The organism is Peribacillus sp. NPDC076916, from assembly GCF_050269675.1.
Taxonomy (GTDB): domain Bacteria; phylum Bacillota; class Bacilli; order Bacillales; family DSM-1321; genus Peribacillus; species Peribacillus aracenensis.
The window spans coordinates 261,868-282,313 of the sequence record NZ_JBNNIU010000004.1 but is presented as its reverse complement, the minus strand read 5'-3'; the positions used below and the strand labels follow the sequence as shown (position 1 = coordinate 282,313).

Genomic DNA, 20,446 nt, shown 5'->3' with positions numbered 1-20,446 from the left:
GTGGTACGAATCAGTGGATTAGCAAGTGGAATGGACATTGATGAATTAGTTAAGAGTATGATGCAGGCAGAACGGGTGCCATTGGATAAATTAACACAGAAAAAGCAGTATTCCGAGTGGCAGCGGGATGATTACCGCTCGATCAATACAGCTTTATCAGAATTGGATACGCTCATTCGTGATGGAGTCGGGAAGCAGTCTTCCTTTATTAAAAAGAAGGTGTCGGTATCGAATCCAGATGCAGTATCAGTGAAAAATGTGAATTCGACCAGTGATTTTTCCGGGAATATACAAGTGAATGGACTTGCCAAAGCAGCAACCATGACTAGTACGGAGAAATCAGCTGTTACTGACCCCAAAAAGAAACTATCGGAATTGGGTTTCACGACACCACAAGATATTACGATCCTGGCCATCAATAAAGATGGTGGTTTTGATACGGAAGTAAAAGATGGGGAAACAGTGGAAAAACCGTACACACTTACCCTTAATGCGGACGATACGTTAGAGAGTGTGATAAATAAAATTAATGCAAACTCGGGAGTGACTCTATTTTTCGATGAAACGTCCCAGAAGTTTTCCATCACTGCTAAAAATACTGGTGATGTTAAAGATCGGCCTGAAATTTACTTAGGGGGTACCGGAGATTTTTTCAATACGTTAAAAATGGGCAGTAACAATGAAGGGAATGGTGGCTCAAAAGGGGAAAATGCGTCCATTGTTTATAATGGACTGGAAATTTCCCGGCCTTCGAATACGTTTCAGATTAATGGAGCGGAAATAACGGTAAAGCAAAAAACAACCGATACTGTTACATTCTCTTCAACAGCTGATGTCGATGCCATCTTGGATACAATCACACAGTTTGTGAATAAATACAATGAAGTCATTAAAAAGGTTCAAGATAAAACGGGTGAAGCGAAGTATCGCTCCTTTACCCCGCTTACCACGGAGCAAAAGAAGGCAATGACAGAGGATGAAGTGAAGCTGTGGGAAGAAAAAGCGAAGAGCGGAACGTTAAAAAGCGATTCGACATTAAAAAGTCTCCTGACCACAATGAGGTCATCACTATATACCTCGGTGGATGGGATCACAGGAAAAAACAGTCTCAGCAGTTTGGGAATCACCACGACCAAGAATTATTTGGAGGGCGGTAAATTAACGATTGATGAGGACAAGCTCCGGGCAGCCATTTCTGAAGATCCCAATGCGATTTATGATATGTTCATGGCGGATGGAACGGAAAAAGGCGAAAAGGGACTGGCGCGCCGTTTGCGGGATGATATACAGTCCTCAATGAAAACGATAACCGAAAAAGCCGGGAAGGCCGGATTTGTTAATAACTCGTTTACAATCGGGAAATTGGTCAATGGGTTGGATACCCGGATTTCAGCATTTGAAGCAAAGTTAACGAAATTGGAATCGCGCTATTACAACCAGTTCACGGCTATGGAAAAAGCGATTCAAAAGGCAAACAGCCAAAGTGCATCGTTAGCTTCTTATTTTAGTTAAGGTAAGTCGGAAAGGAAGTTAAGTATGGCGATAAATAATCCATATCAATCGTACCAGCAAAATTCAGTTAATACAGCATCCCCGGGAGAGCTTACATTAATGCTTTATAATGGCTGTTTGAAGTTCATCATGCTTGGGAAGAAAGCCGTTGAAGCGGGAAATATCGAAGTGAAGAATACGAACATCATCAAGGCGCAAAATATTATCCGCGAATTGATGGTGACGCTGAATATGGACGCGGATGTATCCAAAGATATGATGAGTCTGTATGATTTCATGAACCGGCGTCTGATTGAAGCGAATATGAAAAATGATGTTGCTGCCTTGGAAGAAGTGGAGGGGCTTGTTACTGAGTTCCGGAATACTTGGAAGGAAGTAATTCAGATCAATCGAAAAAAACAATTTACCCAAAGCGGTCAAGTATAATGGTGATTAGAACCTTTCATGATTTGACTGCTGAATTGCTTGCCGTTCTGGAAGATCGCACGATCACAGAACGTGATGATAAAATAGAAAGGGTCACAAAGCTGATCGATCAGCGGGATGGGCTTCTTTCTCAAATCAACCCGCCGTTTACTGGTGAAGAGCAACAATTGGGCCGTGCGGTACTGTTGCTCAACCAGCAGGTCGATCACTTGCTGAAGCTCCAAAAGCAGGAGATACAGCGGGATATCCAGGAAATAAATAAGAAGAAACGATCATCCAATAAATACATGAACCCGTATGAAAGTCTATCAGTGGATGGCATGTTTTATGATAAAAGAAATTGATTACCCTGCCGTTTGGATGCCAAACGGTTTTTATGTTAAGTTTTTTTAAATTTTCTGTAAATAAAATAGGCTTAATTTTTTCTTTATAGCATAGCATTTGATATAATGAAGCTAGGGCAGACATCAACCCTTTTCAAACCTTCCGACAATTGTTTCATGATTTCGACATATTTCATGATGTGTTTCTAAAGGGAACCGGAGGGGTATTGTAGAATCTAACTGTATAGTCTTAATTTAAGGAGGACTCACTTTATGAATTACAACGTACGCGGTGAAAACATTGAGGTAACTCCAGCAATTCGAGAATACGTCGAAAAGAAAATTGGCAAGTTAGAACGATATTTTAACAATACACCAGATGCAAATGTGTTAGTGAATTTAAAAGTGAACAATAATACATCTAAAGTCGAAGTGACGATTCCCATGCAGAATTTGGTTCTTCGCGCTGAAGAGGAAAATGCGGATATGTATGCTGCCATTGACTTGATCAATGATAAGCTTGAACGCCAAATTCGTAAACATAAAACGAAGGTCAATCGTAAGTTCCGCAACAATCTATCTACGACACCCGATGCATTCGCCTTCAATACGGATGTTGATGAAGTGGTGGATGAATTCGAAGACGATAATGATATTGAAGTGGTCCGCAATAAGCGCTTTGATTTAAAGCCAATGGACAGTGAAGAGGCGATTTTACAAATGAATATGCTTGGTCACAGTTTCTTCGTTTACACGAATGCGGATACTAATACAACAAACGTAGTGTACCGCCGAAAAGATGGACGCTATGGATTGATTGAACCTAGTTAACTATTAATCTTAGATCAAAAGCACAACCCAGCCTCTGGGTTGTGCTTTTTTGATAGAATGCGTTGGCTGTTGGGTTTGCTATAAAAAGCCTTGTTCTCTAAAAAATCCAAAAGTTCATTTAAAAGAACGAATGATGTTCTTTATTAAGATAAATGATTAGTTTTACCTATTTAAATACCCCTAACTTTTGCACTATACTCAAATTGTTAGTTCTTTAAAAAGAACAATTGGTTATTTATAAAAAAACAATTTGAATTAGGTGCAGAGGGGTTGGAAAACTTGTATCGAAAGAATTGCCATACATGCCATAGGGCTTCTTTTAGCAGTGCGGAATATGGAAAGTGGCTTTGCCCGACCTGCGGTGAGGATTTAACTGCGCAAAAAGCCCTTGATGCACTTATAATTGAGAGAATCAATACACCTCAATGGAATAGTAAGAAGAGCAATATTCACTATTATTCAAATAAAAGAAATTGAATTAGCCTATGTTAAATTGCCTAAACTGTGAATTTTCTCAATATTGTAATATTTTGTCGGATGAAAGTTTTTGCATTTATATGGATTACCGACATAAAATAGCAATATATGGAGTGCGTTTCCGTTATAATATGATTATAAGCACTGTATTTGGTGATAAATACCACGACAAAGGCAAACTGATTGAAAGATTAGGGCGCAAAGGCACAGGTCTAAGGTCCTTGTGACTATGATGGCTGGTCTGCCTGAAATACAAGAGTATTTTAGGAGGTAGAAGAGGTGGCTAATGTGGCAATGGATCAAGAATGGGTGAAGTTGATTTCAGAAGCAAGGCGTTTGGGTTTCAAAAAAGAGGAAATCAGTGCTTTTTTGAAAAGGGAAAGCGTTGAGGTAACTTTTGAGGAGAACGATGGAAAATAGATTCCGAACAAGATTGAGAACATCCCTATAAACAGTGGTTCGATTCATTAGCTGTTTATAGGGTGAATGTCTCCTTGAGATCCTGGTGAGTCTAGCTTATTCAAACTATATTCTATTGGATTATGTAGGTAAACTAGTGCACTACCACTCTACTCTTCTTTATCTTTTCTCCATTTATTAAACTCGATGAATTCCCTGAATTGTTGTTTTGAAACACCTGAATTCATGGCTTCCTCAACGATTTTCATCCAGTCATTGTCCAAGGTTTCCTTATTTGGAGCATCATATAGCAGGGCATCGACAGGAATGTTAAGTACGGCGGAGATTTTTTCAAGAAATTGAATAGAAGGATTCGTTTGTAAGTTCCGCTCGAGCGAACTTAAATAAGACTTTGCCACACCCGCTTTATCGGCAAGTTCAGTCATTGACATTTTCTTTTCTTCTCGCAGTTTTTTTACACGTTCACCAATCATCAATACCACCTCGAAACATGTTCTATTTATCTTCCGCTATTAAGTTTCAGTAGCCCACCTTATCATTCAAAACATGACGCCTGTAAGGATGGATTACCTTGACATGCTATCGCTAGAGAGGACATAGCATCTAGTGATGGAAGGTTATGGATAATTCTCATTTGCATATGGAATAGTGGGGAGTTTGCAACATATTTTTTATACTTCCTCTTATTTTAACAGTTTTACTCCTCATTTATCCATTGTTTTTCGCAAGAATTGAATTCAGGTCTATACCAGGGAAGTGACATGAAGTTGTACCTCTAGAATAGAAGTGGTAAAATTAAGCGTGCATTAGTAATAATAGAAGATGTGTTTCTTCTTACTTATATGAATTTAGTCATTGAACGATCATTACCATAATAGAGGAGCGTTATTGAATGCTTAATATATTAAATAAAGTTTTTGATCCGAATAAGCGAGAAATCAAACGATTAGAAAAAATCGCCGATCAGGTCGAAGCACTGGCTGATGAGACGGCTGCACTATCGGATGAACAGTTGCGTGCCAAAACGGGCGAGTTTAAAGAGCGTTATCAAAATGGGGAGACCGTTGATGATTTGCTTGTCGAGGCTTTTGCGGTTGCGCGTGAAGGTGCAAAGCGTGCTCTGGGCTTATATCCTTACCGTGTTCAAATCATGGGTGGGGCATCCCTTCATGATGGAAATATCTCCGAGATGAAAACTGGGGAAGGTAAAACCTTAACATCCACCATGCCTGTTTATTTAAACGCGCTTACCGGTAAAGGTGTACATGTGGTTACTGTCAATGAATACCTGGCACACCGTGATGCCACCGAGATGGGTGTATTGTATGATTTCCTTGGTTTGACCGTCGGATTGAATTTGAACAGTCATTCTAAAGAAGAAAAGCAGGCGGCGTACAATGCGGATATTACGTACAGTACAAATAATGAGTTAGGTTTTGATTACCTTCGTGACAACATGGTGTTATATAAAGAACAAATGGTACAGCGCCCGCTGCACTTTGCTGTCATTGATGAGGTCGATTCGATTTTGATCGATGAGGCGAGAACGCCATTGATCATTTCCGGTTCCGCACAAAAGTCGGCTCAGCTTTATATCCAGGCCAATGCGTTTGTAAGAACCTTAAAAAAAGAAACGGACTACACATATGATGAAAAGACAAAAGGTGTTCAGCTGACGGAAGATGGGATGAATCGAGCTGAAAAAGCGTTTAATATCGATAATTTGTTCGATATTAATCACGTTACTTTGAATCATCATATCAATCAGGCGTTAAAGGCGCATGTTTCCATGCATTTGGATGTGGATTATGTAGTCCAGGAAGGCGAGATAGTCATCGTTGACCAATTCACTGGCCGTTTGATGAAAGGCCGCCGTTACAGTGAAGGTCTCCATCAGGCGATCGAAGCGAAAGAAGGACTTGAAATTCAAAATGAAAGCATGACTCTTGCGACGATTACATTCCAGAACTATTTCAGGATGTATGAAAAACTTTCAGGTATGACCGGGACAGCCAAAACGGAAGAAGAGGAATTCCGCAATATTTATAATATGAATGTCATTGCGATCCCGACAAACAGGAATATCATCAGGGATGACAGGGCGGATCTTATATACGCGACAACTGATGGGAAGTTCAAGGCTGTTGTGGAAGACATCGCCGAGCGTTATAAAAAGGGTCAGCCTGTGCTTGTCGGTACGGTTGCCATCGAAACATCTGAAGTCATATCCGCCTATTTATCAAAAAAAGGAATCCCTCACGATGTTTTGAATGCCAAGAACCATGAGCGTGAAGCGGAAATCATTGCGAATGCAGGTAATCAAGGCTCAGTTACGATTGCTACGAACATGGCGGGACGCGGTACGGATATCAAGCTTGGTGAAGGTGTCAAGGAGCTTGGAGGCCTTGCTGTCATCGGCACGGAACGTCATGAAAGCAGGCGTATAGATAACCAGCTTCGTGGTCGGTCAGGCCGTCAGGGAGACCCAGGGGTCACTCAATTCTATTTATCAATGGAAGATGAATTGATGCGCCGCTTCGGTTCGGATAACATGAAAAACATGATGGCACGCCTTGGAATGGATGATTCCCAGCCAATTCAAAGTAAAATGGTGACAAGGGCCGTTGAATCCGCACAGAAACGGGTCGAAGGCAATAACTTCGATTCACGGAAGCAATTACTGCAGTATGATGATGTTCTCCGTCAACAACGGGAAATTATATATAAACAGCGTTTCGATGTCATGGAAAGTGAAAACTTACGTGAAATTGTCGAAACGATGATTACGGGATCCGTTGAGCGGAATGTTGTCGCGTTTGCACCAATGGGTGATGAGGAAGGCTGGAATTTACAAGGCCTTGTGGATTACCTGAATGGTAACCTATTTAATGAAGGTTCAATCACTGTAGCTGATTTGGATGGGAAAAATGAATCGGAATTGGTTGAGTACATTTTAGCAAAAGTGAAAGAAGGCTATGACCAAAAAGAAGAAGAGCTATCTGAAGAACAAATGCGTGAGTTCGAAAAAGTAATCGTTCTTCGTGCAGTCGATAGTAAGTGGATGGACCATATTGATGCAATGGAGCAATTGCGCCAAGGGATCCACCTTCGTGCTTATGGCCAGATCGATCCGTTACGTGAATATCAATCTGAAGGTTTCGCAATGTTTGAAGCCATGATTGCTTCAATGGAGGATGAAGTCGCCAAATACATCATGAAGGCTGAAATCCGCAACAATTTGGAGCGTAAGGAAGTCATAAAAGGACAAGCGGTCAATCCGAAGGAAGAAGATGGGGGCAAAGTGAAAAAAGCCCCTGCCCGTAAAAAGGAAGACGTTGGCCGAAACGCGTTATGCCCATGCGGCAGCGGTAAAAAATATAAGAATTGCCATGGCAATTTAGGCTAAAGTTAGGTGTATAATGAATATGGGACGGTTAAGTGTAAGGCTTGCCGCCTCTTTTCATGTTTAGTTTGCATAAAGCAATATACTTGCATATAGTTTGAAGAGGTTTATTTGTAATGAAGCGAATCCCTCTTCTGGGATTTTTTTTAACATACTTAATGAGGTGAAGAGAAATGGAATTAGCAGAAATAAGAAATGAACTTGAACGGACAGCGCAACGATTAACGGACTTTAGGGGGTCTCTTTGACTTAGATGAAAAAGAGGCACGAATCGCACAGCTTGAAAATGAGATGACACATCCCGATTTTTGGAATGATCAGCAAAAAGCACAAATTGTCATCAATGAAACGAATGCTTTGAAAGAACAGGTCAATCAATTGTCCGAACTGAATGAATCATATGAAAATCTGGATTTGACATATGAATTAGTGAAAGAGGAGAATGATCAAGAACTTTTGGCTGAGCTGGAAGAAGAAATCACGATACTTTCACAAAAGATGAATGACTTCGAACTTCAACTTTTACTAAGTGAAGAATATGACTCGAAAAATGCCATCCTTGAACTGCATCCTGGTGCGGGCGGAACGGAGTCCCAGGATTGGGGTTCCATGCTGCTTCGTATGTATACAAGATGGGGTGAAAAAAGAGGCTTTAAAGTGGAAACCCTTGATTACCTTCCAGGTGATGAAGCTGGAATCAAGAGTGTCACTTTAATTTTCAAAGGCCATAACGCCTATGGTTATTTAAAAGCGGAAAAAGGGGTCCACCGTCTTGTCCGGATTTCCCCTTTCGATTCCTCAGGGAGACGCCATACTTCATTCGTTTCATGTGAAGTCATGCCGGAATTCGATGAGACGATCAATATAGAAGTACGTACGGAAGATTTGAAAATCGATACGTATCGGGCAAGTGGTGCAGGTGGTCAGCATATCAATACAACGGACTCCGCAGTCCGGATCACACATATACCTACGAACACCGTGGTAACGTGCCAAAACGAGAGATCTCAAATCAAAAACAAGGCCCAGGCCATGAATATGCTGAAAGCCAAATTGTATCAACGAGAAATTGAACAGCAACAAGCGGAATTGGATGAAATCCGTGGTGAGCAAAAGGAAATTGGCTGGGGCAGCCAAATTCGTTCATATGTTTTCCACCCATATTCCATGGTTAAAGATCACCGTACCAGTGCGGAGACCGGAAACTTGGGAGCAGTCATGGATGGGGATATCGATATGTTCATTGATGCGTACTTGCGTTCAAAATTATAAGATCAGCCAGTCGGACCGCTTTCCCCGGTCCGGCTTTTTTTATGATTTCCTTTATAACGAATCTTCTGGCTGACATTTACAGGATTGAAAAGGGATGCCCTACCTCGTTCGGCCAATACTAGATAATAATGATGGTTCGAGGAGACTTATGCAGAATGAAGAAAAGGTACCGGGAGAAGAAGCACCCTTTAATTCAAAAGTTAATGGAGTATGGATTGGTGATTGTCGGTTCGGCCATAATTGCCATTGGTTTTAATGTATTCTTACTGCCTAACCAGGTGGCATCCGGCGGAGTCAGCGGGATTAGCACGATTCTCGATTCAACTCTCGGTTGGGAACCGGCTTATGTACTTTGGGGTTTTAATATCCCTTTGTTCATTTCGGGGCTTATTATCCTTGGAAGACATTTCGGAGCCAAAAGCCTGATTGGAACCTTGTTTCTGCCTTTAGTGGTATTTCTGACAAAGGATTGGGATGCATGGACGAACGATGCATTGCTTGGTTCGATTTGCGGGGGGATGATGGTCGGACTTGGCCTGGGGATCGTCTTTCGCGGAAAGGGCTCCACAGGGGGGACCGATTTGGCGGCACAGATTTTCCATAAATATACCCATCTGTCATTGGGGACCTGTGTCGCTGTCATTGATGGAATCATCGTTTTAAGTGCTGCCATCGTTTTTGATATTGAAAAAGGGCTGTATGCATTAATAGGTTTATATGTGACAAGCAAGACGATCGACCTTGTCCAGATTGGATTGAACCATTCGAAGATGTCATTAATTATCACGAATAAAGAAACGGAAGTAAGGGATGCTATCATACATGAGCTGGACCGGGGTGTAACAGGCATTTCCGGGTATGGCGGCTATACGGATGATACTCGTCCAATTTTGATGTGCGTAATAGACCAGACGGAATTCACCAAATTGAAACAATTGGTGAAACTCGTTGACCCTAAAGCGTTTGTAATTGTCATGGACGCATCGGAGGTACTCGGGGAGGGTTTTAAACTGGATTGAAATTGGTATAATGTTCTTGTGCTGGTATAAATAAGAGGGGGTAAATTCGATGAAAGTGAAATGGTTAGCCTTAGTTTTGGGTACATCTTTGGCCTTGGCTGCATGCGGCGGGAATGATGATTCTGCAGATAAAGAGCCTGCAAATGAAAATAATGAAACGACTACGGCAGGTGCAGGTGATGCCGCTAAAATTTATGAAAACAAATGTTCAAGTTGTCATGCGGTGAATCTTGAAGGCGGCGTGGGACCGAATTTAACGAAGGTCGGTTCTAAGCTTTCGAAAGAAGACATCGAAAAAGTCATTGCGAATGGGCAAGGTGGAATGCCAAAAGGTATAATCCAGGGCAAGGAAGCGAGCATGGTCGCTGAATGGCTTGCTGGACATAAATAATGATCGACGAAACGTCCTGCTTTAGCAGGACGTTTCATTTAGCCTCCTTTAAAACCTCGAAACAACTCACATTTAATCCCTTATCAAGTAACCAAATCCTGGAATTATTACATAGATGTTGATATATGACTAACTGAAATGAAACTGTAATATTTTTTATGCTTAATTTGACAAAATATGATGTTATAATGTTTCTGTGCTCAAGTAAGAGAGATTCCTGTCAGATTTCAGTGAAAATTGTCGAAAAAGCTGTTGGTACATAGTGATAATCCAAGCAAATTAGGTGGTTTTAGAATGATAGAAATGATAGATGTGAAAAAGACATATCCAAATGGCGTAATTGCCATTAATGGAATCAATGTGAAAATAAAGCCAGGCGAGTTCGTTTATGTAGTGGGTCCGAGCGGTGCCGGAAAATCAACCTTCATCAAAATGATGTATAGGGAAGAAAAGCCTACAAGCGGTAATATTTTGGTCAATGGCATTAGCCTGCCAAGTATCCGCAATTCGAAAGTTCCTCTATTCCGCCGTAATATCGGTATGGTATTCCAAGATTTTAAACTCCTTCAAACATTCACTGCATATGAAAATGTTGCTTTTGCCATGGAAGTTATTGAAAAGGAACCAGAAGAAATCAAAAAGAGAGTCATGGAAGTCCTCGATCTGGTTGGCATTAAACATAAAGCGAGGATGCTGCCTTCCGAGTTATCCGGTGGGGAGCAGCAAAGGGTTGCAATAGCCCGTTCGATCGTCAATGATCCTAAGGTAGTCATAGCCGACGAGCCTACAGGTAATCTTGATCCCGAAACATCATGGGAAATCATGAACATATTTGAAGAAATTAATAAACGCGGAACTACGCTTGTCATGGCCACCCATAATAGGGACATCGTCAACAATATTAAACGACGTGTCATTGCCATTGAAAGTGGAAAAATAGTACGCGATGAACATCGAGGTGATTACGGATATGAAATTTAGAACATTGCTCCGTCACTTCCGTGAAAGTTTTAAAAATATTGGCCGTAATGGATGGATGACGTTTGCTTCAGTCAGTGCAGTAACGGTCACTCTAACATTGGTTGGCGTCTTTTTAGTGCTCATGATGAATTTAAATCATATCGCGGGAAATGTGGAGAAAGATGTCGAAGTTCGGGCACATATTGATAATGCAGCGAATGATGACGATATAAAAGCTATCGGTAAGCAAATTACGGAGATGAACGGCATTGAATCAGTGATTTTCTCTCCAAAAGATGAAGAGCTTACTAATTTAATAGATGATTTAGGAGATAATGGTGATGCTTTTAAACCATTTGAACAAGATAACCCATTAAGGGACGTTTATGTTATCAAAACGAAATCCCCGCAAGATGTCATCAAGGTGGCAAAACAGATCGAAGGTCTGGAGTATATCCAAAGCGTTAAATATGGACAAGGCTATGTCGAGAAACTATTCAGCTTTGTTAATATTGCTAGAAACATAGGAATCGTTCTTATTGTAGGCTTACTATTTACTGCAATGTTCCTGATTTCGAATACGATTAAAATTACCATTGTAGCCAGAAGAAAAGAAATTGAGATCATGAGGTTGGTAGGGGCGACGAATACGTTCATCCGTTGGCCATTCTTCTTGGAGGGTCTCTGGTTGGGAGTGCTCGGTTCCATCATTCCGATAGGTCTGATCTCCGTACTCTACTACAATCTATATAAATATGCAGCACCGCAGATCACGTTCAAATTCATAGATTTCCTGCCTGCAAATCCATTTATTTATCAAGTCTCGGCCATCCTCATCGTAATTGGTGCCGTTATCGGGATATGGGGCAGCTTGATGTCCGTCAGGAAGTTCTTGAAAGTATAAAAGTGAATCTTTACTCGAAAGCCAAAAGAAGCCAGACATAAATAGAGAGACGTTACAAGGCAAGGATGTAACGGGTTGAAAGGGGAAATGAAACGTTGAAAAAAAATATCATTGCCATGAATGCCTCCATCATGATCGGGTTGGGAAGCATTCTAGCGGCACCTTCAGTTTATGCGGAGTCGATTTCGAATTTAGAAAAACAGAAAGAATCCATCCAGGAAAAACGTTCGGGTGTTGAATCGAATATTTCCGATACGGAAAAGAAAATCGATAACCTGCAGGATAAGCAAATGACAGCAGAAGACCAAATCGCTGCCCTTGAAGCAAAAATTGCCGAGTCCGCAAAAAAGATCGATGCCAAAAATGCTGAAATTACTCAAACGAAAAAAGAAATTGAGGCATTGAAAGAAGAGATTAAAGTATTAAAAGAGCGGATTGCCAAACGTAATGAAGTATTGAAGGAAAGGGCCCTTTCTTTCCAGGAGACTGGCGGGGACGTGAACTACCTTGAAGTATTATTCGGATCATCCAGTTTTGGGGATTTAGTTGACCGTGTCGGAGCTGTAGCGACAATCGCTGAAGCCGACCGCGATATTTTAAAGCAGCATGAGCTGGATAAAAAGGATCTGGAAGAAAAGCAAAAAGCCGTAGAAACGAAGCTAGCCAGTTTAGAAGTGGCAAAAGCTGAACTATTGGAAATTCAAAAGCAGCAAAAACAGCAGAAGCAAGAAAAGGATGCTTTGGTTAAGAAATTAAAGCAACAAACTAAAAAGCATGAAGATGAGAAGATGGGTCTAGAGGAAGAGAAAGCGAATCTTGCCGCTCAAGAAAAAGCGATCAAATCTGCCATCAGCTTAGAACATCAACGTCTTGCTGAATTGGAAGCAGCCCGTAAAAAAGCGGCAGCCGAAGCGAAAAAACGTGCAGAGCAAGAAGCTGCGCAAGCGGCAGCACAAGCGGCTTCTCAAGCATCACAAGCATCCGAAACTAAAAAACAATCCACTTCTTCAGGATATAGTGCAAAAAGCAACAGCTCATCATCATCATCTTCACAATCTTCACAATCTTCGTCTAATGTAAGTCAAGCGCCGGCTGTATCATCTGGTACTTTCACTAGACCTAGTGCAGGATATGTATCTTCAACAATGGGTGAACGCTGGAATAAACAGCATGCCGGCATCGATATCGCTGCTAGCGGAACGGTTCCAGTTGTAGCGGCAGCCGACGGAGTCGTAAGCCGTTCTTACTTCTCAAGTACATATGGTAACGTCGTCTTCGTTACACATTCAATCGGCGGTCAGCAATGGACTACTGTGTACGCACACTTAAGTTCTAGACAAGTAGGCGAAGGTGCTGTAGTTGCCAAAGGTCAACAAGTTGGCATCATGGGTAACACAGGACATTCCTTCGGTCAGCATTTACACTTTGAACTACATAAAGGCCCATGGAATTATAGCAAGTCAAATGCTGTTAATCCATTAAACTATATACCTAATTAATACCCAATATATCAACGAAAAAACAGACCAGGTAAATTCCTTGTCTGTTTTTTTGTGTGGTTTCACTTTTATCTATAAGCATATTCTCTCCATTCCCCTCATATAGTGAAATACATATCAGGTCAGAAATGGGGATAAATATGGTCAAAAAATGGGTACTTCCTCTAGCAATCATCATGTCACTAGCCATTGGAGCAGTGGGGGGCATATATTGGACAAGCTTCTCGGCCAAGAATGAAGTAAAGGATGAAAGCCAAGCGATATCGAAGGATAAGGAATGGGCAAAAGTTGAACAAGCTTACGGTTTGATCGTAAGTCAGTATGTAGAACAGGTGGACGGTTCCAAACTGGTCGCGGGTGCCATACAAGGGATGCTGTCAGCGTTGAAGGATCCTTATTCCGTATATATGGACAAGGAGACCGCCAAACAATTCAATGAAACCCTGGACTCCTCTTTTGAAGGGATTGGGACTGAAATCGGAATGGAAGATGGTAAGGTCATCATTGTTTCTCCTTACAAAGATTCACCTGCTGAAAAAGCGGGATTAAAGCCGAAAGATCAAATCCTTAAGGTGAATGGCGAGAGTGTAGAAGGTTTGGATCTGTATGAGACACGCCTGAAAATCCGTGGCGAAAAAGGATCACCCGTCAAAATGGAAATAAAGCGGGCAGGGGTGGACAATCCTCTAGAATTCAATATGGTGCGTGCCGAAATCCCATTGGATACCGTATTTTCATCAATTAAGGAAGTCGCGGGAGAACAAATCGGTTATATCGAGTTGACCTCATTCTCGGAAAATACTGCGACTGATTTCAAAAAGCAGTTAAAGGGGCTGGAAAAGAAGGGAATCAAGGGCTTGGTCATAGATGTACGCGGCAATCCAGGCGGCCTTCTTTCCAGTGTGGAAACGATTCTTGGCGAGTTTATCACAAAAGACAAACCCTATTTGCAAATTGCGGAAAGAACGGGAGAAACACAATCGTTTTTTACAAGCCTTAAGAAAGCAAAAGCTTATCCCGTTGCTGTCTTGACGGATAAAGGCAGCGCCTCAGCCTCGGAAATCCTGGCTGGCGCGATGCAAGAGGCGGGGGGCTATCCATTGGTCGGTGAGAAGACCTTCGGGAAAGGCACTGTACAGCAAGCTGTACCAATGGGTGATGGCAGTAAGATTAAACTTACGTTATATAAGTGGCTGACGCCATCAGGGAAATGGATCCATAAAAAGGGGATCGAACCGGCAATCAAAGTGAAACAACCGGAGTATTTTGATGCACATCAGCTGGCTATTGAGAAGGTGTTGCAGCGGGATATGAATGATGAACAAATCCAGTATGCGCAAAGCATTCTGAAAGGGTTAGGATTTGAACCGGGTCGTGAGGATGGATATTATGATTGGAGTACAGAAATTGCAGTGAAGGCATTCCAAAAACAATTTGGACTGGAAGTGACCGGTAAGTTGGACTCTAAAACCGCAGCACATCTGGAATCCGCCATTCTGGATAAAATCCGGGATGAAGATAATGATATTCAGTTACGCACGGCTTTGAATTATTTAGTGAAATAAATTGATGGCACCGTTCCCCTTGGAACGGTGCCTCTTTCGCATTTGATCGAGCCCCGCCTGCGAACATGAAGGCAGTTTAGGGGAAACTTAAGATAAAGCTACTTTTTCTGCATCTTAATAGGCATGAAGGTTACATATTTGATAGAATAGGAGGTAACTGACCAGAACGAAGTTTGACAAAATTTTGATTACTGTTGAGGATGGTGCAAAGAAATTGACAACGGATTGGCTGATTGCATGCTTAATGGGATTAGGAAAACTCTTCCTTCATCCTTTGCTTTATGTTTCGATTGCCTATTGTTTATTCATCGGCTATCTTCGCGTTAAACGGGAACGCCATGATTTCAATACGAAGATTTACAGTTTTTCCATGGAGCTGCGTTCCATGTTACCTCAAGGATTGATATGGGGATTGATCCTTTCCTTCCTCACGCTGGCTACTGGACTAGCCATTCCTTTGGCGGCTCTGTTCATCATGGCAGTGGTTACGGTTTTATCCATGCTATCCATGAAAAAGAGGTTTGTTTCCCCCGTTTATACTGTGGGACTCACCTTCTTTATCCTTTTCTTTTTATATGATAGTGATATCCAGCTGACTTTATTTCAGGATGCTTTTAATCAGCTGGATCGGTCCGTATATCCGACACTTGTTATTTTGATAGGATTATTACTGATTGCTGAAGGGTTTTTGATTGCTGGCAATGGAAGTGAAAAGGTCTCTCCTCAGTTGGAAGTATCCAAGAGGGGGCAGCCGATAGGTGTGTATGTTTCACAGCGAATCTGGCTAATTCCCATGTTCGTCATGATTCCTGGAGGACAACTTCCAGTGCCTTTCGAATGGTATCCAGTTTTTTCAATCGGCGACATGTCCCTATCTCCGATCGTATTGCCCATTTTAATCGGCTTTAAGCAAAAAGTTCATGGGACGCTTCCGGAACTGGCCATTAGGGCGCAAGGCAAAAAGGTAGGGGCATTGGGAATTGTGATTACCATATTGGCTGCAGTTGGTTACTGGTACCCCCCATTGGCAATCATAACGGCTGTTTTAGCAATCCTTGGTCGTGAAATTCTGCACCATACCCAAAAGGCAATGGATCAAAAGCTTCCTTTTTATTTTTCGAAAAGTAAGCTGGGTGTCCAGATCTTAGGCGTTATCCCTCAATCTCCGGCAGATAAAATGGGGTTGCAAAAAGGCGAGGTCATTTCGAAAATAAATGGGGTCGTCGTCAGGGAAGAAGAAGAGTTATACAGGGCGCTCCAAATAAACCGGGCACATTGCAAGCTTGAGGTCATAGATAACAATGAACAGATCCGTTTTGTACAAAGGGCTCTTTTTGACGGGGAGCATTACGAATTGGGCATCTTGTTCGTAGATGATCAATTAAAGGAAAGCGGACAAGTGGGTTAATGACACATTAATATAAAATAAAAAGGCCTTTCTCGATTTGTATCGAGAAAGGCCTTTTTTAAACTATTACTTTTCAAGCATAATCTTTTCTATATCGTCCAGCATTTTATTAGCTGCAATTACTCCGCCAGCTGTATTCCATGTTGCGTCGCTAACCTCATGGGCATTTCCATTTTTGACTGCATCAAGGTTTTTCCAAAGCGGATCATTCGTCCATTCTTTTGCTGTGCTTAGGGCCTGTTTGTCCCCTTCAGGAGCGTAAGTGAAGTAGAAGAGAATATCTCCATCCATTTTAGGGATGACTTCTTTCCCAACCTCAATGGCAAGGTTACCTAATTTATTATCTGCAGTGAAAAGTTCCTTCTGTTGTTCTGCACGTTTAAATCCTAATTGATCGAAAATCACTCCAGAGAATGAATCAGTGTAATAAATACGAGTAGTTCCAGCCATGAAACGAACAATGGATACTTCTTGATTTACTTTATCACCCAATTTAGCTTTAAGATCTTCTGTGTTTTTATCGAACTCCGCAATTACATCGTTACCTTTTTCTTCAAGGTTCAAGGCTTTTGCATAAAGTTTAAAGTTTTCTTTCCAATCTCCTCTTAGCGTTTCCGAGAAAACGGTAGGGGCGATCGCATTTAATTTATCATAAACAGCCTCTTGGCGTATCTTGCTTCCGATAATCAAGTCAGGCTTCAGTGATGCGATTTTTTCTAAGTTAACTTCATGTTCAACACCAACAACTTCGACCCCATCCATATCATCTTTAATATGGTCGTACCAAGGGTCGCCAAGCCATGATTGAACGGCACCAACAGGTTTAATTCCTAAAGCAAGCAATGCCTCAGTACCTTCATTTGTTAAAACGACCACCCTTTTAGGCGTTTCTTTCAACTTGGCAGTGCCCATGGCATGCTCAATTGTGTAGCTTTTATCCTCTTTCTTGTCGTCAGCTTTATTTCCATCGGCTTTTTCATCCGAATTCCCGCAAGCTGCTAGAAGAAAGACTGCAAATATTGTAAAAATCGTTAATAATGACTTGAATCTAAACATTTATGTATCCCTCCCAATTATTAAGCGAATGATAATCATTCGCACTTAACAGCATCATCATAAAATGAATATACTTTTCTGTCAATATATAAATGAAAATGATTCTCAAATTCGTTGACATAATCCCATTACGACCAGTAAAATATTACTATACAAACGTGATTGGAAAGGTAACTGGATATGTTATTAAAATATACATGGCAGAAATGGATGGGGCTGTTCATTACCATTCTTTTGCTGCTGTTTTTACTGTGCTCAAGCATTGTATACGGTTATACTGATACAACATGGAAAATGGCCATCGATGCTTTTACCCATTTCAATGGGACGAATGAACACATTGTCATTCAATCAGTAAGACTTCCGCGTGCCCTGATTGCTTCGGCAATTGGTGCAAGTTTAGCCATCTCGGGGGTTTTGATGCAAACGCTAACTAAAAACCCCCTGGCCTCTCCGGATATCTTCGGGGTCAACGCCGGGGCAGGATTGGCTGTTGTCACTGGGGTCACGGTGTTTGGGATAAGTAATCTTCAAGTATTCACATGGCTCTCATTCATAGGGGCGGCCATAGCCACGATAAGCATATTTATGATTGGTAGCATGGGACGCGGCGGCTTGACACCGATGAAGCTGACATTGGCTGGTGCAGCCATGACGGCCATGGTAGCTTCACTTACCCAAGGTCTTCTTGTTTCTAATGAGGCTCTTTTAGATCAAGTCCTATTCTGGCTTGCCGGATCCGTTTCCGGTAGAAGTCTAGACAATTTAGTTGCCGTCCTGCCTTATCTTGTCGTAGGATGGGGCCTTGCCTTGATCATGTCCGGTAAAATGAATGTGTTATCAATGGGTGAAGATGTTGCGAAAGGCCTTGGACTGAATATAGTTTTCCTTAAACTGGTCCTGGGACTGGCAATCATCCTGCTCGCTGGCGGATCAGTGGCGGTTGCGGGTCCGATTGGCTTTATAGGTATCGTCGTTCCGCATCTTACCCGCTCTATAGTAGGTATTGATCATCGGTGGGTGATTCCCTTCTCTGGACTTTTCGGGGCGGTGCTTTTGATTGCGGCCGATGTCATATCAAGGTATATCCTGATGCCTCGAGAAGTTCCGGTTGGAGTCATGACAGCCATAATCGGGACCCCATTCTTTATTTATATTGCTAGAAAGGGGTTCAGCGGCCGATGAAGTCATATAAGAGCTTTCGTTTATTTAATGAAAAAATATCATTCTTGATGGATAGAAAAGCTATGATCGTGATTTTTATATTATTTTTAGTCACTTCACTAGTGTTTGTAATCAGTACTGGAGTGGGTGAAATGAATATAAATCCGTTAAGTGTCCTCCAGGTTTTTATCGGAGGGGGGACGGAGAGCGATCGGCTTATTATCCAATCTTTCCGCCTGCCTAGAATAATTGTTGCCTTGCTGGTAGGGATGGGCCTTGCTGTAGCTGGAGGGATCCTTCAAGGGATGATTCGAAATCCACTTGCTTCGCCGGATATCTTGGGGATAACAGGAGGAGCGACAGTAGCGGTCGTTGGATTCCTGGCCATTTTTAGCGATAAGAATCATTCTTTGACGGTGAGCATCAATTGGCTGCCGTTAGCTGCATTCATTGGGGCGACGGTCGTGGCCTTTCTTGTTTATTCATTAGCCTGGAAAAATGGAGTTCCCCCGATAAGGCTTGTGTTGATCGGGATTGGGGTGATGGCTTTAATGAAGGCACTCACTACGATGATGATGATTCTTGGCCCAGTCTATCAAGCGAGCCAGGCCAATCTTTGGATCACGGGGTCAGTGTCTAACTCCACCTGGAATAATATCGCTGTACTGGCACCATGGACGATACTATTCCTGTTAATCGCCTTCCTGTATGCCAGGAATATTAATTTACAGGAGCTAGGCGATGACCTTGCAACGGGGCTTGGGGGCCATGTCCAAAAACAGCGGTTTGCATTATTGATGATCAGTACGGCCTTGATTGGCGGTTCCACGGCATTTGCCGGAGGAATAGGATTTGTGGGATTAATGGCACCCCACATGGCCAGAAGGCTGGTTGGTTCGAGTTTTGGAGTGTTACTGCCCACTTCAGCTTTGCTTGGTGGCATCCTGGTTATGGTGGCGGATTTAATTGGACGGACCTTATTCTCACCTTTGGAAATACCGGCTGGTGTCTTCACAGCGAGCATCGGGGCACCATACTTCATTTATTTACTATATAAAACGAGGAATTCGTAAATCCGGTAAATGTAGAAAGCAGCAGTCATCCTAGGGATGGCTGCTGCTTCTGTTTGTAGACAAAAGAGGTTTGGCGCAAAGGTGCCGAGGCTCCCGAACCGCCTGCGGAAAGCGAGTGCCTGAAGTGGAAATCAACGTCTAACTTAAAAGAACTGCAGGCAAGCTCGCTTTCTTTTTCATTAAGCTTCTTTAGCTGCTTCGATTTCGATGGTAAGCGTGATTTGATCGCCGATCAGTACTCCGCCTGTTTCTAACGCCGCGTTATAGGTTAGACCATAATCACTGCGTTTGACTTTCCCTTTTCCGCTAAATCCTGCTTTTTCATTTCCCCATGGATCTTTCCCTTGGCCTTCGAAGGTGATGCTGAAAGTTTCTTCTTGTGTGATTCCATTAAGAGTCACATTTCCAGTTACATCATATTCATCTACATCCGTTTTCACGATCTTTGTTGATTTGAATGTTAAAGTAGGATTGTTTTCTACATCAAAGAAGTCAGCGGAACGCAAGTGATTATCCCGGTCTGCATTGCGTGTGTCGATACTGGCCACATCAACGGTAAAATCGATTTCTGCAGTTGTTAGATCCAATGGGTTTGCTAGGATGCTTGCTTCAAACTTATTAAAACTACCTTTTACTTTAGCGATCATCATATGTTTTACGGAAAATTCAATAGCACTATGAGTCGGATCGATGGTCCATTTTGTATTTGTCATGTTTATTCCTCCTGATTATTAATCTTGAAT

Annotated in this window: 19 protein-coding genes and 1 riboswitch; of the genes, 16 read left to right on the top strand and 3 right to left on the bottom strand. The window is 42.0% G+C overall.

Translation table 11 applies throughout. From position 1 onward, the window contains the following. The 5 genes from ACQKFG_RS15025 to ACQKFG_RS15005 all read left to right on the top strand — a co-directional run bounded on the left by ACQKFG_RS15025 (position 1) and on the right by ACQKFG_RS15005 (position 3,989). A complete protein-coding gene (locus ACQKFG_RS15025) occupies positions 1 to 1,512 on the top strand; it encodes a flagellar hook-associated protein 2 (protein WP_427560172.1) in 1,512 nt (503 codons plus the stop codon). Between the two features lie 24 nt (positions 1,513 to 1,536). Beyond that, entirely contained in the window at positions 1,537 to 1,938 is a 402-nt protein-coding gene (gene fliS, locus ACQKFG_RS15020) for a flagellar export chaperone FliS (protein WP_192207148.1), read from the top strand. Further along, positions 1,938 to 2,282 (top strand): flagellar protein FliT, encoded by a 345-nt coding sequence (locus tag ACQKFG_RS15015; protein WP_349728722.1) that lies wholly within the window; start codon positions 1,938 to 1,940, stop codon positions 2,280 to 2,282. The genes fliS and ACQKFG_RS15015 overlap by 1 nt, the downstream gene beginning before the upstream one ends. 252 nt (positions 2,283 to 2,534) lie before the next feature. Continuing rightward, positions 2,535 to 3,092 (top strand): ribosome hibernation-promoting factor, HPF/YfiA family, encoded by a 558-nt coding sequence (gene hpf, locus ACQKFG_RS15010; protein ID WP_098371577.1) that lies wholly within the window; start codon positions 2,535 to 2,537, stop codon positions 3,090 to 3,092. A 640-nt stretch (positions 3,093 to 3,732) separates the two neighbouring features. After that, positions 3,733 to 3,818, top strand: a riboswitch (cyclic di-GMP riboswitch). A gap of 30 nt (positions 3,819 to 3,848) precedes the next feature. Next, a complete protein-coding gene (locus ACQKFG_RS15005; RefSeq protein ID WP_228467569.1) occupies positions 3,849 to 3,989 on the top strand; it encodes an anti-repressor SinI family protein in 141 nt (46 codons plus the stop codon). 149 nt (positions 3,990 to 4,138) lie between these two features. Here the strand turns inward: ACQKFG_RS15005 and ACQKFG_RS15000 are convergent, their stop codons facing one another. Continuing rightward, complete coding sequence (locus ACQKFG_RS15000) at positions 4,139 to 4,462, bottom strand: helix-turn-helix domain-containing protein (protein ID WP_061141195.1); 324 nt, start codon at positions 4,460 to 4,462, stop codon at positions 4,139 to 4,141. Between the two features lie 419 nt (positions 4,463 to 4,881). On the opposite strand from ACQKFG_RS15000, the gene secA reads away from it, so the two are divergent. From secA to ACQKFG_RS14955, 9 genes are all read left to right on the top strand, one after another. After that, entirely contained in the window at positions 4,882 to 7,395 is a 2,514-nt protein-coding gene (gene secA, locus ACQKFG_RS14995) for a preprotein translocase subunit SecA (protein WP_427560166.1), read from the top strand. Between the two features lie 170 nt (positions 7,396 to 7,565). Further along, positions 7,566 to 8,664 (top strand): peptide chain release factor 2 gene (gene prfB, locus ACQKFG_RS14990; protein WP_228467568.1). Its coding sequence is split into 2 segments (ribosomal slippage): positions 7,566 to 7,628 and positions 7,630 to 8,664, totalling 1,098 coding nucleotides; the frame shifts between segments, so codons are not numbered across the junction. Positions 8,665 to 8,867: 203 nt separating this feature from the next. Further along, on the top strand, positions 8,868 to 9,683 hold the full coding sequence (locus ACQKFG_RS14985) for a YitT family protein (protein WP_427560788.1): 816 nt from the start codon (positions 8,868 to 8,870) through the stop codon (positions 9,681 to 9,683). A 49-nt stretch (positions 9,684 to 9,732) separates the two neighbouring features. Next, positions 9,733 to 10,074, top strand: coding sequence for a cytochrome c551 (gene cccB, locus ACQKFG_RS14980; RefSeq protein WP_192207138.1), 342 nt, complete (start codon positions 9,733 to 9,735; stop codon positions 10,072 to 10,074). Between the two features lie 294 nt (positions 10,075 to 10,368). Then, a complete protein-coding gene (ftsE, locus tag ACQKFG_RS14975) occupies positions 10,369 to 11,055 on the top strand; it encodes a cell division ATP-binding protein FtsE (RefSeq protein ID WP_089361962.1) in 687 nt (228 codons plus the stop codon). Further along, on the top strand, positions 11,045 to 11,938 hold the full coding sequence (ftsX, locus tag ACQKFG_RS14970; protein WP_192207136.1) for a permease-like cell division protein FtsX: 894 nt from the start codon (positions 11,045 to 11,047) through the stop codon (positions 11,936 to 11,938). The genes ftsE and ftsX overlap by 11 nt, the downstream gene beginning before the upstream one ends. Before the next feature lie 95 nt (positions 11,939 to 12,033). After that, on the top strand, positions 12,034 to 13,437 hold the full coding sequence (locus tag ACQKFG_RS14965; protein ID WP_427560161.1) for a murein hydrolase activator EnvC family protein: 1,404 nt from the start codon (positions 12,034 to 12,036) through the stop codon (positions 13,435 to 13,437). A gap of 140 nt (positions 13,438 to 13,577) precedes the next feature. Then, on the top strand, positions 13,578 to 15,002 hold the full coding sequence (locus ACQKFG_RS14960) for a S41 family peptidase (protein WP_369619673.1): 1,425 nt from the start codon (positions 13,578 to 13,580) through the stop codon (positions 15,000 to 15,002). A gap of 184 nt (positions 15,003 to 15,186) precedes the next feature. Then, a complete protein-coding gene (locus ACQKFG_RS14955) occupies positions 15,187 to 16,410 on the top strand; it encodes a PDZ domain-containing protein (RefSeq protein WP_228467567.1) in 1,224 nt (407 codons plus the stop codon). A gap of 66 nt (positions 16,411 to 16,476) precedes the next feature. Here ACQKFG_RS14955 and ACQKFG_RS14950 read toward each other — a convergent pair whose 3' ends face one another. Beyond that, positions 16,477 to 17,466, bottom strand: coding sequence for an ABC transporter substrate-binding protein (locus ACQKFG_RS14950; RefSeq protein ID WP_349728733.1), 990 nt, complete (start codon positions 17,464 to 17,466; stop codon positions 16,477 to 16,479). Positions 17,467 to 17,646: 180 nt separating this feature from the next. Here ACQKFG_RS14950 and ACQKFG_RS14945 point away from each other — a divergent pair, with 180 nt between their 5' ends. Further along, positions 17,647 to 18,651 (top strand): FecCD family ABC transporter permease, encoded by a 1,005-nt coding sequence (locus tag ACQKFG_RS14945; RefSeq protein ID WP_427560155.1) that lies wholly within the window; start codon positions 17,647 to 17,649, stop codon positions 18,649 to 18,651. Next, positions 18,648 to 19,703, top strand: a complete 1,056-nt coding sequence (locus ACQKFG_RS14940) for a FecCD family ABC transporter permease (protein ID WP_427560152.1) — start codon at positions 18,648 to 18,650, stop codon at positions 19,701 to 19,703. Before ACQKFG_RS14945 ends, ACQKFG_RS14940 begins: the two co-directional genes overlap by 4 nt. A gap of 179 nt (positions 19,704 to 19,882) precedes the next feature. Here the strand turns inward: ACQKFG_RS14940 and ACQKFG_RS14935 are convergent, their stop codons facing one another. Further along, positions 19,883 to 20,416 carry a YceI family protein gene (locus ACQKFG_RS14935; protein WP_427560150.1) on the bottom strand — a complete coding sequence of 178 codons (534 nt, stop codon included), beginning with the start codon at positions 20,414 to 20,416 and terminating at the stop codon, positions 19,883 to 19,885. Between the last annotated feature and the right edge of the window lie 30 nt (positions 20,417 to 20,446).

Coding starts and splice junctions, on each gene's coding strand:
- ACQKFG_RS14940 (WP_427560152.1), top strand. CDS start 18,648: ATGAAGTCATATAAGAGCTTTCGTTTATTTAATGAAAAAATATCATTC.
- hpf (WP_098371577.1), top strand. CDS start 2,535: ATGAATTACAACGTACGCGGTGAAAACATTGAGGTAACTCCAGCAATT.
- cccB (WP_192207138.1), top strand. CDS start 9,733: ATGAAAGTGAAATGGTTAGCCTTAGTTTTGGGTACATCTTTGGCCTTG.
- fliS (WP_192207148.1), top strand. CDS start 1,537: ATGGCGATAAATAATCCATATCAATCGTACCAGCAAAATTCAGTTAAT.
- ACQKFG_RS15000 (WP_061141195.1), bottom strand. CDS start 4,462: ATGATTGGTGAACGTGTAAAAAAACTGCGAGAAGAAAAGAAAATGTCA.
- ACQKFG_RS14950 (WP_349728733.1), bottom strand. CDS start 17,466: ATGTTTAGATTCAAGTCATTATTAACGATTTTTACAATATTTGCAGTC.
- ACQKFG_RS14960 (WP_369619673.1), top strand. CDS start 13,578: ATGGTCAAAAAATGGGTACTTCCTCTAGCAATCATCATGTCACTAGCC.
- ACQKFG_RS14935 (WP_427560150.1), bottom strand. CDS start 20,416: ATGACAAATACAAAATGGACCATCGATCCGACTCATAGTGCTATTGAA.
- secA (WP_427560166.1), top strand. CDS start 4,882: ATGCTTAATATATTAAATAAAGTTTTTGATCCGAATAAGCGAGAAATC.
- ACQKFG_RS15015 (WP_349728722.1), top strand. CDS start 1,938: ATGGTGATTAGAACCTTTCATGATTTGACTGCTGAATTGCTTGCCGTT.
- ACQKFG_RS14945 (WP_427560155.1), top strand. CDS start 17,647: ATGTTATTAAAATATACATGGCAGAAATGGATGGGGCTGTTCATTACC.
- ftsX (WP_192207136.1), top strand. CDS start 11,045: ATGAAATTTAGAACATTGCTCCGTCACTTCCGTGAAAGTTTTAAAAAT.
- ACQKFG_RS14985 (WP_427560788.1), top strand. CDS start 8,868: ATGGAGTATGGATTGGTGATTGTCGGTTCGGCCATAATTGCCATTGGT.
- ftsE (WP_089361962.1), top strand. CDS start 10,369: ATGATAGAAATGATAGATGTGAAAAAGACATATCCAAATGGCGTAATT.